The following is a 14191-nucleotide window of genomic DNA, read 5'->3' on the forward strand; positions in this document are numbered from 1 at the left end:
AAGACGCAAATATTGTACAATATGGGGTAGTTGCAATTTTCTACATGAAGAAGATTGCAATAATAGTTGAATCGGGCAAATATTGACCTTTGCAGGGGGGATATATTGTCGAGTCTCGTTGATCATCTGACACATAGTGAGCTTATTGCTCTGCCAGAGTTGGAGAGATCCTTTCAAATTGCCGAAGAGACCGGCATGCGGTTGCCATGGGTCCTGTCACAAATGGGCCTTGTCAGCGACGAAATTTTGCTTGCGGCTATGCACGAAACCAGCGGCTGTGAAATCGCTAGTGACGATCTTTTGCAGCGTGAGCCCGCTATGATCGATGGGTTGAATCCACTTTTCCTTAAGAAGCACAAGATCATCCCCATAAAGGACAGCGATGGGTCTCTCGATGCACTGATTGGCGACGCGGAAGACGTAGATGCGATTGCTGCTCTATCCTTTGCAGCGGGTCGTGCTGTTCAACCCAAACTGGCTCGGTTGGGTGACATTGAGGACCGCTTGAATACGTATCTTAACCTGATCGATCAGGACGATTTGGCAGTTCCGCTGGATGCCGATTTGGATGAAGAGCTCGAACGCCTGCGTGATGGAATTAGCGAAGCTCCAGTGATCCGTCAGGTCCATGAAATACTGACCAATGCCGTAAAGCGCAAAGCATCCGACGTTCATTTGGAACCAATGGCTCGGCATCTGTCGGTACGCTACAGAATCGACGGGCGCCTCAGCGAAGTGGAGCGCCATCCCACCGCGCTGGCAGAGCCCATCGCATCGCGTATCAAGGTCATGGCGGGACTTGATATTTCCGAGAGCAGATTGCCACAAGATGGCCGCATCAAATTGACCGTGCGCGGCGAAGAAGTGGATGTCCGCGTTTCTACATCACCGATCGCCAACGGTGAAAGCATAGTGATGCGATTACTCGGCCGTGCGAGCTTGCCGTTGGAATTGAATGCCTTGGGTTTACCTCCGTCTGCACTTCAAAAACTGAACGCTGCGCTGGAGAAACCACATGGGATCATTCTGCTGACCGGGCCTACGGGCAGCGGCAAAACAACCACGCTCTATGCCGCGATGAACGCGCTGCGTGCGCCCGAAGTCAAAATCCTTACGGTAGAAGATCCTGTGGAAGTCATGCTGGACGGCATCAACCAGGTCCAGGTGCATCCCGAAATCGGCTTGAGCTACGCCAGTAGTCTCCGTGCTTTTCTGCGACAAGACCCCGATATCATCATGATTGGCGAGATACGCGATGGAGAAACGGCCGAAATCGCACATCGTGCCGCACTGACCGGACATCTGGTGCTTTCGACGCTGCACACCAATAGCGCGTTGGGCGCATACACAAGGTTAAACGATATTGGCGTGGAACCTTTTTTGGTTGCCTCTACGGTCATCGCAACCATTGCTCAGCGCCTCGTCCGGAGCCTTTGTGATGACTGCAAAAAACCAGCAACTTTAGAGCCCCGCGAAATCGCCTTGTTCGATCAGCATGCCGTACCGGCGCCTCAGAAATTATTCGAGGCGAACGGCTGTGGCAATTGCCATCATACCGGTTATGCCGGGCGTCGACCATTAATCGAGATTGTCGAGGTAGATGAGGCACTCCGAAGCGCAATCAGAAATGGCAATGCTGAAAGTCACCAACTGAATCCCTCAGAAACCTTGCTGGGGCACGGCCTTTCCTTAGCGGGTCAGGGCGTAACAAGCCTTGATGAAGTCCAGCGCGTGGTGAGCTTCACATGACGGAATATCGCTGCCTCACAGTCGATGCGACGGGCCAGAAGAAGTGGCAGCAGGTGGAAGCGGCCAACGAGCAAGCCTGTGTACAGATGATGCTTGGCATCGGCCTCACCCCATTGCAAGTCAACAGCGGCACCATGACATTGTCCGAGCGCCTCAATCAGCCGGTGCATCTTTCCCTCGGTGTGGGGCTGAGCGAACAAGCGCTGATGCTCAGCCAATTGGCTTTGCTCGTTCGTTCCGGACTGCCCGTGGATCGATCTATCGATTTGCTGCGCGATCAAGCCCCCAAAACCCGTCAAAAACAATTGCTAGCCGATATTCTCTCTAAGGTAAAAGAGGGCAAAGGTCTGGCGGGTGCATTAGAAGCACATAGTATTTTCCCCACCTACGTGATTGGCGTCATTCGCTCATCGGAAAAAAGTGGAAAATTGGGCTCCGCTCTTACCTCCGTAGCACAGCGTATGACCAAGGCCACAGAAACGAGACGCAAACTGGCTACGGCACTGACTTATCCGGCTGCTGTTCTCATTGCAACCATGGCGGCTCTCATCATTGTACTTACCAGTGTGGTACCGCAATTCGAGCCAATATTTGCTGGCAATGAAGACAAGCTGCCAGCGCTCACAAATTTTGTACTTTCACTATCCGCTTTTATTCGCAGCCATGGCTTGATCATGCTGGCCACTGCGTTTCTGCTTGTCCTGGTCCCATGGATGATATTCAAATCTGCTGAAGGGCAAAAATTGCTGTCTTCAACTGCACCATATCTTCCGGGCATGAAACTCCGTGATCAATATATTGCTGCGCAATTTACCGGCTTGTTGGCCACGCTGATCGAAAATGGCCTGACCGTGGTACGCGCACTGCCACTCGCTAGAGAAACACTCTCCAGTGCGCGTTGGCAGGCTCAGCTATCGAATGTCGAAACACAAATCCGGGAGGGCTGTAGGCTTTCCTTTGCATTGGAAGCAACATCCGTTTTTCCTCGGACAGCCAGCAGATTGATCGAGGTGGGCGAACGCACCGGCAAACTTGGTGAAACCTGCGGCTATGCATCCGAAATCATGGGCGATTCCGCTTCAGCGCGAATCGAACGGATCGTGTCATTGGTTAATCCCATCGCGATCATAGTCCTCGGCGGACTTGTCGCCATGTTAGTCGCTGGCGTCATGTTGGGTATATTTGCACTGGGAGATTTTGCTGGATGAAAAACTGGAATTTCACGAAACTAACCTCCGCAAAACCAACTGCAGACAGCGTACGAAAAAATGGCTTCACGCTTATGGAGATGCTGGTGGTCCTGGTTGTTATTGGGCTGATCGCTGCTGTCGCCATCCCGCAAATCACAAATTTGTTGGGAAGCGCAAAATCCAAGGCCGCGAAGATCCAACTCGACACCTTGTCGGCCAGTCTCAGATATTATGAACTGGATACTGGCGCCTTCCCGACAACGGAGCAAGGCATAAAAGTGCTCTGGAGCATGTCGGATCCCGATCCGGCATGGAACGGCCCCTATATCCGCCAGGAACGCCAGCTCAAAGATCCATGGGGCTTTGATTTCATCTACCGATCACCCGTCGAGGGCAAACCATATGAACTGATAACTCTTGGCGCAGACAACAAGGAAGGAGGCACTGGCGATAATGCTGACCATGTCGCCATCCCATAAGATTTACCCGTCCGGGATGACTGAGGAACAGCGGGGCTTTACCTTGATAGAGCTACTCGTCGTACTCGCCATAATGTCGTTGGCAGCGATTTTGTTCATCGGCGCTAGTGGCAGCAGTGATGGCGCGACCGCAAGAGGTGATTTGGCCAAGCTGGAAAGCGTAATCGCTTCGGCACGCCAGGAAGCGATCACAACCCGTGCGCCTAGGGAAGTGATTTTGACCGACTATTCCATCAAACTGGCACCCGCCGTTGGCAGCAGGTCTGAGAACCTTATTTTCTATGCGGATGGTTCGAGCAATGGTGGTATCATCTCGCGCAGCGGCAAGAGATTATTCGCGATCCGATGGATCGATGGACGGATTGTCGAATGAAGCAGCGATGTTCTCAAGAGGGGTTTACGCTCATTGAAGTGCTTGTAGCACTCGTTGTGACATCCTTTTTGGTCACTATCATCCTGGATGGCGCTGTGACGGCCAAAAGCCGACAAAAGAACCAATTGCTGCAAAATCGGGCGCTGACTATTGCCCATTCCCAGATCGACAGTTTACGCGATATTCCTGGCCCACCTTCGAACCTTAAGGGCGAGCAAGACCAGTTAATCTGGACGCTGGAAGAAACCGAAATCGCGCGCGATCCCAGAGAAGCATTTGTACTGGTCGAAGCCACAATCACAGCAGGCAGTGAAGACAAACCCAAGCTAGTCACATTGCAAAAACGCTATCTCAAGACACTGGTTGTGCGATGAACGAAAAAGGCTTCACTCTTGTTGAAACGCTCGTCGCTCTAATTGCAGGTGGGCTACTGCTCGGATCGATCAGCTGGGTGATAGCGGGGCTGAGCGATGATTTAAAAACCACGGAGCAATTAGACAAAGGCGCTCAACTATCAACCGCTGCAGCGCTGCTCGAAAACGTCTTGGCAGACGGACGATTCTTGGACAGCTCATCCCGACCTTTGTCACGCTCATCCCGGATACTCGAATTTCAGATGCTCGCGCCATTGTCTACCGGTAGACGAGGCTACGTGGACGCACGGCTGGCTGTTGAACGAAGCACCAATGGAGAAAGTCTTGCGCTCGAATGGCCGGGAAGTGACCTGCCGCGAAATATCCTCCTTTCAAACATGAGAGACATAGAATTGCGGTATGAGGTCAACACCAATAGCGATGCTGGCACACCAGCTTTCCTCAGTAAGATCGAAATCGCAATCACGGATCAGATTGGATCAAACGCTCAGATTTTATCCGTACGGCCGCGGATTAACGCAGTCGGTGCCTGCATATTTGACCTTATCTCACAGCGGTGCCGAACATGAACGACAAAAGCACCAAATCCGTCGAAGCGGCTCGAGACCTTTTGACCTGGTGGATCGACGAGCTGCGCGAAATGCTTCCGGAAAGTCTAAGAGGTGAACCAACAGAGCGCGACCGTTTTGATCTGTTCATGACAAATGATGAAACCTTGATTGAAGTCGTAAATGATGGTGCAGGAAGGAAAATGCGAGAAGACTCTTGTCTTGAGGAGTTGTCTGCAGAAAGCTGGGAGCAAATTGCCGAACTTGCAGAGGTCCGAAAATCGCGCTTGTTTTTGGACGATAGTGATTTTCTGATCCTACCCGTTCGACTTCCACGCGCTAGCGCATCACAGCTTCGTTCTGCGTTGGAGTTGCAGTTGCCTAATCTGGTACCGCTTGAACCGCGGTTGCTTGATTGGAACTATATCGAGTTGAACCGCAATGACCTGCAAATCGAATTGGCTTTGATCATTGCAAAATCGGAACGCCTGAATGCACTTGAGGATCTGTTCACCAAGCAAGAACTCATGCCGCCTATTTTTTGTGTGCAATGTAAAGACAGGATCGTGACGTTGCGCAAACCACTGGAAATTGCGCGCAAACCGCTGGAAGAGCGCAAGATGCAAATCGCCATGGCTATAGCTGTCATGCTGGCGATGATACCATTGCTGACAATCGGCGGGGCGAAACTGATGAGCTCGATAGAGATCGATCGGGCCGCAAAATTGGAGGAAGAGCTTGCGCCCCGTTTGGCCGCTGAAAAAGTGATTGCGCGCGAAGAAATGATTCGCCGCGCTGCTTCGCCACTGCTCAATATGCCAAGTGCAAGCAACAAGTTGGAAAAATTGGCGCAAATTTTGCCAGAAACAGACTGGACCGTTTCGGCTGAGCAACAGGCAGATGGAAACTTTGAATTTATCGCTGACATGCTCAATCGCGAAGAAACCGAGATCGTACTCAAACAAGCGGCGACTTTATCTCGTTTGAAGTTGGCGGAAGAGCTTGAAAGCGAAGCACCGCGGGAACGCGCTCGATATAGGTCAACGCGATGATAGCGGCCTTGTCTCAATTTTCCCCGCTAACCCGGAAGATCCTTGCACTTGGATTGCTGATTCTGGGGCTTTTGCTGGTGTGGCGACTAATTGTGTCACCCTTGGCTGCACAGATGGAAAGCAGTCTCACCGAATTAGACGATGCTCGCTTCCAACGTTTGCGGCTCGAAAACTTGCAAGCTAGGCCACAGCCTGAAGAGGCTGAGGCGTTACCAGCAGATATTGTCTTTAGCGCAGAGTCTCGTGAAGAGGCTGTGTCAGGGCTTAGTAGCCATATCTCCGGGCTGGCCGCTCAAAATGATCTTCAAGTTGCCAATATAACCTCTCGACCGGGTGCAGAGACAGATAAGTTACTGGCGTTTGATTTTGCACTGATTGGCGAAGAGGTCTCCGTCACCCGTTTCATCAATCAGGCCGAACGCGGTTCTCCCATGATACGTTTTCGAAGCTGGCAGATTGAAGCGGGGAACGACAGTGATCCCAATCTGCAATTTTCAGGACAGGTCGTTGCGGCCTGGATGAAACCATGATGTCTCGGATCAAAGCAGAGTGGGTATGGCTCGCGATCGCAGCGGCCTTGATGGTCGCTGTACCGTCGTGGCTGCTTACGGGGGAACCGGATAATATTCCTGAAGCACAACCTCTCCTGATTACCAAAGTGCAGAACCAACAGATTGCCGCTGTCGATACCCTGCTTGCCAAACCAATATTCAACGCAGAACGCAAACCCCTGGCAGATCGAATGCCTGTTGAAGAATCAGAAGTCGAACAAATGCCGGAGCAGGATACGCCAGCCCCCACGCTTGTTGGCGTAGTTTCCAAAAAACGCGGCAAAGCAGTCGCGATCGTTAAAACAAACGACGGCGAAACCAAAACATTAACCGCCGGACAATCGAGTAATGGTTGGCGTCTCGTGTCGGTTGGTAAAAATGATGCAACCTTTGCAAATGCCAGTGAGCAGAGAACCGTTGGCCTGGATTATGGCAACAAGGCCATTGGCGGACCATCTGGCGCACCTGCCCCTACACCGGAAACGGAAGAAAATCCGGAACAACCGGAAAATAATTTATCAGATGGAGAGCCCAATTGAGTTTACCTATATATAAAGGCGATCGATCGACAATTTTGCACAGTACCTTTGCCGCTATGCTGGGTTGCGCTCTGCTCAGCTCCATCATCTTGCATAGTTCGGCGATCGCACAGACGCCGACAAGTGACCGTATTCAATATGATGAAGCCAATGGCTATTCACTCGCCTTTGTTGAAGCGGATGTAAAACGAGTAGTTGATGCTGTGATGGGTTCAATGCTCGGTGCCAGCTATGCAATCGACCCTGACGTAACAGGCAATATTACACTGCGCACTGTCAAACCGGTAACCGAAGCCTCGTTAATCCCACTTCTGGAACAGGCATTGGCAAGCGTGAACGCGGTGATCATTAAACGTGGGGATAGTTATCGCATCATTGACCGGACCAAAGCTCGCAATGTTGCGCCGATCGGAACGCCCAGTCTAGCGTCAGCCGGGAATATCCCAATTGATGCTTCTGGCAACAAACCGAGACGGTTTGCACCATCGACACCTGGCTTCGCGACCGAAGTCGTCTCGCTTGAATATGGCAGTGCCGATGAGATCGCGAAACTTATCGAGGGCTTTTTGGGGGACAAGATTGTCCAGCCGTCCAATGACGGGCGCAATCAGCTGCTTATCAGCGGAAGCGCTGACGAACGTGATGCTGCCAAGAAACTTGTTGCCCGGTTTGATGTCGACACATTGGCTGAAATGAATTTTGAAATTTATCGACTGGAAAATGTCGACGCCGACACCATCGTGGCAGAACTCGACAAAATATTTGAGCCGCCTTTCGACATAATCGGCTCACGCATAAGGCTGGTGCCGCTTCCACGTTTGCGCTCGGTATTGGGAATTGCGAGCGGCAGTTCTGATCTGGCGCGCATTGAACCGTGGATCAGAAGACTGGATGCCGGCGGTTCGGGCAAACGGAAATTATACAGCTACGCTGTGCAAAACAGCCGCGCGGCGGATATCGCGGCATCCCTGCAACTGGTCCTTGGCGGAAGCGGCAGTAGTGCCGCTCCAAGCGCAGAACCATCAATCATCAATGTTGGAGGAGGCGGTGCAAGCCAAGGCGGCGATGAAGAAGGTCAAACTACGCCTATCAATGTCAGTTCATCACCGGTTTCTTTGGGATCTTCTGGCGGTTTGCGGATCGTTCCCAACGCGCAAAATAACAGTCTTTTGATATATGCCAATGGCGAAGAATATGGTTTCATTCGCGATGCTCTGGACAAGCTCGATCAGCCGGTAGCGCAGGTGCTTATCGAGGCCACTCTGGCGGAAGTCACACTGTCTGATGATCTGCGTTTTGGTGTTGATTTCAACATATTGCGATCTGGCTCGGATGGAACGAACACAATCACCAATACGGGTACTGAGAGCGGGACACCGTCGCCGATTTTTCCCGGTTTTTCTGTGTCTGTCATCGGCTCGACCGCTTCGGCCGTATTAAACACGCTGCAATCGAAAACAAACGTCAAGGTTCTGTCTGCACCCAAAATTTTGACACTGAACAACGAACCCGCAACATTGCAGGTCGGCGATCAAGTTCCGATTTTGACGCAGCAATCACAGGGTGTCGTGTCTCCCGGCGCACCGATCATCAACAATATTGAACTGCGCGACACCGGCGTCATCCTGCAAGTGACGCCCAGGGTCAATGATAGCGGCACAATCATACTCGATATCTCGCAGGAAGTGAGCGATGTCGCTGAAGCAACCACATCCGGCATCAACTCCCCGACCATCCAACAGCGCCGCCTTGCCAGCACGGTGGCGACGCGCTCTGGGCAGATGATTGCTCTGGGCGGCCTGATCAGAAACCGCCAAACCCGTATCAAGTCTGGCATTCCGGTGCTCAGCCAGATCCCATTGATTGGCGGCCTGTTCGGGCGCAAAACAGATACCGGGTCGCGCACGGAATTGATCATTTTGATCACACCGACCGTCATTCGTTCCCCGGACGAGATAGAGAATGTTGTCGATGCACTAATCGACGGACTTGATCTGACCCGGCCATTGCTTGACGATGCAAAAGCGGGGTTAGTGGGTGCCCGCTTAAATCCGGAACCAGTTGTTGTTGAATAACCTTTCATCCCCTTATGGCCCAGCCAAGCCAGCCAAGCCAGCCGAGCGTGGTTACATATTGATTACCGCTGTTTGGATGCTGCTGCTTGGCGCATCTATAGTTGCCGTAATCATGATCCACAATTTGCGCGCATCGGAAGAGCTGTCGTTCGAACGGGAGCAGGCGCATATCAGATATGCGCAAGAAAGTGCCATAGAAACAGTGGTGGCAGACATATTGTTCAACGGTCCTCGCAGCCAACTGGCGCGCTTGCCGGCCGAGACGAACTACACGATAAACGGCGTCGCGATGCAGATCCGCGTCAGCAGTGAGAGCGGCAAGATTGATGTGAACCAAGCCGATCCGATTCTGATAGAACGGGCGCTCAGAGGATTTGGCATCCCTGGATCCCAGCGGCAGGCATTTTTGGCGATCATTGCTGGGGAGCGCAGCGCGAGCCGGCTGTTTCAATCCCCTGCCGATGTAGCAGCAGCCATGCAGCAGGCCGGGCTTGCGGCCGGCAGCAGCTTTTGTCCCGACAAATATTTTACAACATTTTCCGGACTTGGCCAACCAGTCGCCGGACAAATGCGATCCGAGCTTGCCAAGGCTTTAGGACAGCCGAGCCTTCCAACTGAAGCCCGCGCCCGTCCCGGGACGGCTTTGAGGATTTCCGTGGCAACGGATGGAGCATCGCCACGGACAGCCGTTATTCGCACAAGCGGGCTTATTGGGCAGGCTTACAGCGTGTTGGATTGGTCGGATCAGGTGGGGTGTGAGCAATGACCGGTTGTCCAAATATCATCGCAGACAAGAGTTACACAAAACCAATAACAGGAGAATGAAAATGAGGAAATTGGCAACTAAGCTTTTGGCAGCGCTGGGCATCCTCTCTTTACCGAGCCCTGCTTTGGCTGCCTCGGCTGTGCAAGTTAGCGATGCATCACAAATCAAGTTCCTGGTCTCTGACAATAAAGTTTTTCTGCGTAATCTCGATCAGTTCGATTCAAGTTGGCTTAGTTGTTGCTATAACTATTGGTTCGATTTGACGACCGAGACCGGCAAATCCCACTATGCTTATTTTCTTCTGCGCAAAGCTTCCGGCGAAGCTATTCACTTTTTGGTCATCGATAAAACACAACCTAGCGCAATCCACTCGGTGGGAGATTTTTAACGTCTCAGCTTCGGCTCACCACAGAGATTGTGTGAGCCTATCAACAGACCCAGAACTTTCGCACATTCAATTCAGGTGAATAATCATGAAACTCTTCTTAATCATCGCCTCTTTCTTGGTTTCATTTGCTACCCCGGTGCAAGCAGCAATCGTCGGTTCAGCGACAGAAAAAATCGCTATCACAGGAATATACTCTTATTCGGATTATGGCGGTGGCGATGTCGTTTTCACGATTGCGACTGTCGTCCCCGGTTGCGATGCGGGTTTTTGGCTACGGCCAAGCGATCCGGGTTTTGATCGCAATCTCGCGGCCGTGATGAGCGCTCATCTTTCAAATCGGCCCATTATCGTGTTGGCGCATGACGATCAGCTTTGGGGCGGCTCAACCGGCAAATATTGTCGTGTTGATATGATTGCGATTTGAGTCTGCGGAGGCTTGAAAAGATCTGAATTTCTATTTGTAAATCCAGATTTTATCGATTTTTAGATAGCGGCCGCGTCTCTCATAGAATTGCATTTTCACCGTTTTGTCCGCAGCCAGGGCCGTCAGTGCGGTTGAATATAGAAATTTTCAAAAGTCTGGATTATCCGTGATAATGCAGGAACCAGCGCTCTCATCTGAAACACCGGCAACACTAGCTGTCGCTGTTATGGCCACATCGAAAGGCTGCTCAAAATGGATCAGCGGCAAAAGGGGAGATAAACTACCAGTGCTGAAGATTGAAAAACCGATATAGGAAAATCTGGAGCGGGCGAAGAGATTCGAACTCTCGACCCCAACCTTGGCAAGGTTGTGCTCTACCCCTGAGCTACGCCCGCTCGGCGGCTGTGACATGGGTATCGTCATCAGCAGGTGAGGCGCGCGGTTAGCATGGGTTATTGGGTCCGGCAAGCCCCATTTTTCAATCCATGGCCATGAAAAGTAAAAATATGCTTGGCTTTGGCGGCTCCGACCCCACATAAAGCACCGATATACAAGAAAACAGTGCGCGATTCCCGCCGGAAATAATTGATGTAAATGTCATCAGGCGCCGCAGTTTACAGGAGCGAAAATTGGCGACAGCAGGATTAACAGTGGACGAACAAAAGGCAGTTGAAGAGTTTCAGCAAGCCGTCGTCGCCCCCAGCATGAGTAAATTGGTCATTCTGGATTTCTGGGCAGAATGGTGCGGACCATGCAAAGCACTGACACCTGTGCTTGAAAAGGTGGCCGCCAGCTATGCCGACAAGGGCGTGATGCTGGCCAAGATCAATGTCGATGAGAATAAGTTCATCGCATCCCAGTTTCAGGTTCAGTCGATTCCCACCGTCTACGCAATATTTCAGGGCAAGCCTGTGGCAGACCTGACTTCGGCGCGTACCGAAAGCCAATTGGGACAAATTCTGGATCAGCTGCTTGAAAAGCTTCCCATTGGCGCAGGCGTCGAAGAGCCGAAGCAGGATATCGAACCTCTGCTCGCCATGGGTGAAGACGTCCTGAGCCAAGGAGATGGCGAACGAGCCGCTGGCATATTTGCCCAGATCGCCGATATGGCACCAGATAATGCAGAGGCCGTTGGCGGATTGATTCGCGCATTAGTGTTGGCCGACCATCTTCCTGAAGCGGAAGCGGCTCTGGCGGGCGTACCCGAGGCGATGGCGAGCGATCCTGCGATTGAACGCGCCAGTTCTGCTCTGGCGCTGGCCAAAGACAAGCCAGATGACAGTGAAGCAGATGCGCTAAAGGCCGCGGTTGCCGCCAATCCGAAAGACCATCAGGCCCGCTTTGATCTGGCGAGCGCGATGATCGCATCTGGCGATCATGATGGTGCCGCCGAGCATTTGCTGACGATTATTGAAGCCGACAAAGATTGGAACGAAGGCGCAGCCCGCGCAAAGCTGCTGTCGCTATTTGAAGTGGTCGGCCTGGAAAACGAATGGGTTTCCGCTACCCGGCGCAAGCTGTCTGCGATATTGTTTGGATAGACATGGCTGAAACCAAACGCATTTCGATCTTTCCGCTAGCTGGTGCACTACTGTTCCCCGGCATGCATTTGCCGCTGCATATTTTTGAGGAGCGTTACCGCGCTCTGATTAACGACGCGATGGCACGGGATCGTCAGATCGGGATGATTCAACCCAAGACAGATGGCGAAGTGCCGGAACTTTTTGACATTGGCTGTGTCGGCAAGATTGTCGATATAGAGGCCATGGATGACGGGCGTTTTAACATTGTCCTGGAAGGCGTGTCGCGTTTCCGGGTCATCGAAGAACTGGACGCGTCCACCGCCTTTCGACAGGTACAGGCGGAAATCGAAGAAAATGCGGAACTGGACGAAGTACTCGCCAGTGCCGAACGGGCCGCACTGGAAATCGAATCACGCAAATTTGCAGATTTGCAGGGCTATCAAGTGGATTGGGACAGTATCGGACGTCTTGACGACACGTCATTTGTCAATGGCATCGCCCAAATTGCTCCGTTTGATGCAGCATCCAAGCAGGCATTGCTGGAGATAGACGGCCTGTCAAATCGCGCGGAGCTGATCATCCAGCTGCTCGAATTTTTCGGCCGGCAAGATGGCGATGAAGGCCGCGTGACGCTTCAATAATGTCTGAAATCCCGGCCGGCACGTTTGATACCAACTTGCTCGAAATTTTAGTCTGCCCGATGACGCGCACGGCGTTGGTCTATGACGAAGCGGCACAGGAATTGGTCAGCGAGGCCGCTGGCGTGGCTTATCCGATCAAACGGGGCGTACCCGTCATGCTGATCGAGGAAGCGCGAAAATTATAGAAAGCTGGCTTTGATACCGTCGACCACAAATTGGATCGCCAAAGCCGCCAATATCACGCCAAGCACACGGGTAATGACCGTTTCGACTTTCTGACCCAATATCTTCATCAATGGTCCGGCAGCAAGCATCGACACCAGCATGACCAGCAAGATCACACCCATAGCAGCAAGCACAATCATCTGTTCGTTCCAACCGTCGCTCCGGCCGATGAAAAGCATCAAGGCCGCAATCGAACCTGGTCCAGCGATCATCGGCATTGCCATCGGGAAAATCGATACATCCTCTATTTCCGGAGTATCGATAATTTCCTGCGCCCGGCCTTCACGGCGCTCGGTGCGTTTTTCGAACACCATCTCAATCGCGATAATGAACAGCATGATGCCGCCTGCTATGCGGAAACTGTCAAGGCTGACCCCCATGGCGCGCAGCAAGGCTTCGCCGAAAAACCCGAAGATCAACAATATGATTGTTGCAACAAATATGGAGCGGAACGCCATGGCCCGGCGCTGCGCAGCGCTGGCATCGGTTGTCATGCTGGCATAGATGGCAGCACAGCCCGGCGGATCAATGGCTACGAAGAATGTGATCAGGGCCGAAACGAACAGTTCAGTCATTCAGTCGATCCCTGCACGTCATCATTGACAATATCTTCCCATTCCGAGCCATTCCATAGGCGAACGACCAGCGATCGGGATTTGTCGGCAGAACTTTCCGCACTCCAAAAAATGGTGCCATCGGCCGAAGTGCCGTTTTTATTTTTCTCGCCGGCCTCAACTGCACCGACATCGGAGATTGAGTCTGTGGAGCAGCTTGCCACGCGGGTTGTCACAAAATCCGGCTCTTCCAAAGGCTTGTCCAGTGGCACACCATGGTCGAAAATCCATTTCCATTCGACATCCTTGCCGCGCAGGCGGCGATCTTCGGCATTCTGTTTTTCCCAGATCGTCGTAAAATAGCCCGTACCCCCACTGGCACCTTGCCATGCGCCAGTGGCAACGCCCATGCTGCCATCGCAAGACATGAAAATTTTATGCGCTTGCCATTCGGTGGCCCGCGGCGGATCGGCTTTGCCTTTCAACCAAACCTGAGCATTTACGATTTCCGGTGTGAACATGATCGCATCTGGTGCTGCTGTTTCACGAAAGGCGGTCCATTGCCCTTCTTCACGCGCTAAACGGGCAAAGGCTAGTTCCGCTTTCACAATATCACTGGGATTGGCGACCGGTTTACCAGCGGCCTTGATAAACCGTTGGCGATCACTCGGGCGGCCGTTGCTGGCACAGCTTGCCAGTAATAATGCTATTCCCAATGCGGCGAACAAGCGTTTCATAGA

General features: G+C 52.3%; 18 protein-coding genes and 1 tRNA gene. 16 read left to right on the forward strand and 3 right to left on the reverse strand.

Annotation, left to right across the window (positions count from 1 at the left end; genetic code table 11):
- Positions 1 to 105: 105 nt before the first annotated feature.
- The 13 genes from BS29_RS14650 to BS29_RS14710 all read left to right on the forward strand — a co-directional run bounded on the left by BS29_RS14650 (position 106) and on the right by BS29_RS14710 (position 10508).
- Entirely contained in the window at positions 106 to 1749 is a 1644-nt protein-coding gene (locus tag BS29_RS14650) for a GspE/PulE family protein (protein ID WP_229954380.1), read from the forward strand.
- Positions 1746 to 2957 (forward strand): type II secretion system F family protein, encoded by a 1212-nt coding sequence (locus BS29_RS14655; RefSeq protein WP_229954381.1) that lies wholly within the window; start codon positions 1746 to 1748, stop codon positions 2955 to 2957. Before BS29_RS14650 ends, BS29_RS14655 begins: the two co-directional genes overlap by 4 nt.
- The gene (gspG, locus tag BS29_RS14660; RefSeq protein WP_229954382.1) at positions 2954 to 3418 is read left to right on the forward strand and encodes a type II secretion system major pseudopilin GspG; all 465 of its coding nucleotides are present in this window, start codon (positions 2954 to 2956) and stop codon (positions 3416 to 3418) included. Before BS29_RS14655 ends, gspG begins: the two co-directional genes overlap by 4 nt.
- Entirely contained in the window at positions 3402 to 3791 is a 390-nt protein-coding gene (locus BS29_RS14665) for a pilus assembly FimT family protein (protein ID WP_229954383.1), read from the forward strand. Before gspG ends, BS29_RS14665 begins: the two co-directional genes overlap by 17 nt.
- The gene (locus BS29_RS14670) at positions 3788 to 4165 is read left to right on the forward strand and encodes a type IV pilus modification PilV family protein (protein WP_229954384.1); all 378 of its coding nucleotides are present in this window, start codon (positions 3788 to 3790) and stop codon (positions 4163 to 4165) included. The genes BS29_RS14665 and BS29_RS14670 overlap by 4 nt, the downstream gene beginning before the upstream one ends.
- Positions 4162 to 4734: a PulJ/GspJ family protein gene (locus BS29_RS14675; protein ID WP_229954385.1), complete on the forward strand. Its 573-nt coding sequence runs from the start codon at positions 4162 to 4164 to the stop codon at positions 4732 to 4734. The genes BS29_RS14670 and BS29_RS14675 overlap by 4 nt, the downstream gene beginning before the upstream one ends.
- The gene (locus tag BS29_RS14680; protein ID WP_229954386.1) at positions 4731 to 5765 is read left to right on the forward strand and encodes a hypothetical protein; all 1035 of its coding nucleotides are present in this window, start codon (positions 4731 to 4733) and stop codon (positions 5763 to 5765) included. Before BS29_RS14675 ends, BS29_RS14680 begins: the two co-directional genes overlap by 4 nt.
- An 8-nt stretch (positions 5766 to 5773) precedes the next feature.
- On the forward strand, positions 5774 to 6295 hold the full coding sequence (locus BS29_RS14685) for a hypothetical protein (protein WP_229954387.1): 522 nt from the start codon (positions 5774 to 5776) through the stop codon (positions 6293 to 6295).
- A complete protein-coding gene (locus BS29_RS14690; RefSeq protein ID WP_229954388.1) occupies positions 6292 to 6855 on the forward strand; it encodes a hypothetical protein in 564 nt (187 codons plus the stop codon). The genes BS29_RS14685 and BS29_RS14690 overlap by 4 nt, the downstream gene beginning before the upstream one ends.
- Complete coding sequence (gspD, locus tag BS29_RS14695) at positions 6852 to 8930, forward strand: type II secretion system secretin GspD (RefSeq protein ID WP_229954389.1); 2079 nt, start codon at positions 6852 to 6854, stop codon at positions 8928 to 8930. Before BS29_RS14690 ends, gspD begins: the two co-directional genes overlap by 4 nt.
- On the forward strand, positions 8923 to 9696 hold the full coding sequence (locus BS29_RS14700) for a hypothetical protein (protein ID WP_229954390.1): 774 nt from the start codon (positions 8923 to 8925) through the stop codon (positions 9694 to 9696). The genes gspD and BS29_RS14700 overlap by 8 nt, the downstream gene beginning before the upstream one ends.
- A gap of 61 nt (positions 9697 to 9757) precedes the next feature.
- Positions 9758 to 10084 (forward strand): hypothetical protein, encoded by a 327-nt coding sequence (locus BS29_RS14705; protein ID WP_229954391.1) that lies wholly within the window; start codon positions 9758 to 9760, stop codon positions 10082 to 10084.
- Positions 10085 to 10169: 85 nt separating this feature from the next.
- Complete coding sequence (locus BS29_RS14710; RefSeq protein WP_229954392.1) at positions 10170 to 10508, forward strand: hypothetical protein; 339 nt, start codon at positions 10170 to 10172, stop codon at positions 10506 to 10508.
- A gap of 320 nt (positions 10509 to 10828) precedes the next feature.
- Here BS29_RS14710 and BS29_RS14715 read toward each other — a convergent pair.
- Positions 10829 to 10903, reverse strand: a tRNA-Gly gene (locus BS29_RS14715).
- 234 nt (positions 10904 to 11137) lie between these two features.
- Between BS29_RS14715 and BS29_RS14720 the strand changes: the two genes are divergently transcribed.
- From BS29_RS14720 to BS29_RS14730, 3 genes are read left to right on the forward strand one after another with little or no spacing between them, the layout of a single operon-like run.
- On the forward strand, positions 11138 to 12049 hold the full coding sequence (locus tag BS29_RS14720) for a tetratricopeptide repeat protein (protein ID WP_229954393.1): 912 nt from the start codon (positions 11138 to 11140) through the stop codon (positions 12047 to 12049).
- A 2-nt stretch (positions 12050 to 12051) separates the two neighbouring features.
- A complete protein-coding gene (locus BS29_RS14725; RefSeq protein ID WP_229954394.1) occupies positions 12052 to 12672 on the forward strand; it encodes an LON peptidase substrate-binding domain-containing protein in 621 nt (206 codons plus the stop codon).
- A complete protein-coding gene (locus BS29_RS14730) occupies positions 12672 to 12857 on the forward strand; it encodes a Trm112 family protein (protein ID WP_229954395.1) in 186 nt (61 codons plus the stop codon). Before BS29_RS14725 ends, BS29_RS14730 begins: the two co-directional genes overlap by 1 nt.
- Here BS29_RS14730 and BS29_RS14735 read toward each other — a convergent pair.
- Together BS29_RS14735 and BS29_RS14740 are read right to left on the reverse strand one after the other, a co-directional pair.
- Complete coding sequence (locus tag BS29_RS14735) at positions 12852 to 13472, reverse strand: MarC family protein (protein WP_229954396.1); 621 nt, start codon at positions 13470 to 13472, stop codon at positions 12852 to 12854. The genes BS29_RS14730 and BS29_RS14735 overlap by 6 nt on opposite strands.
- Positions 13469 to 14188 (reverse strand): hypothetical protein, encoded by a 720-nt coding sequence (locus BS29_RS14740; RefSeq protein WP_229954397.1) that lies wholly within the window; start codon positions 14186 to 14188, stop codon positions 13469 to 13471. Before BS29_RS14740 ends, BS29_RS14735 begins: the two co-directional genes overlap by 4 nt.
- Positions 14189 to 14191 lie beyond the last annotated feature (3 nt).

Origin of the sequence: Parasphingorhabdus litoris DSM 22379, from assembly GCF_020906275.1 — a bacterium.
GTDB classification, from domain to species: domain Bacteria; phylum Pseudomonadota; class Alphaproteobacteria; order Sphingomonadales; family Sphingomonadaceae; genus Parasphingorhabdus; species Parasphingorhabdus litoris.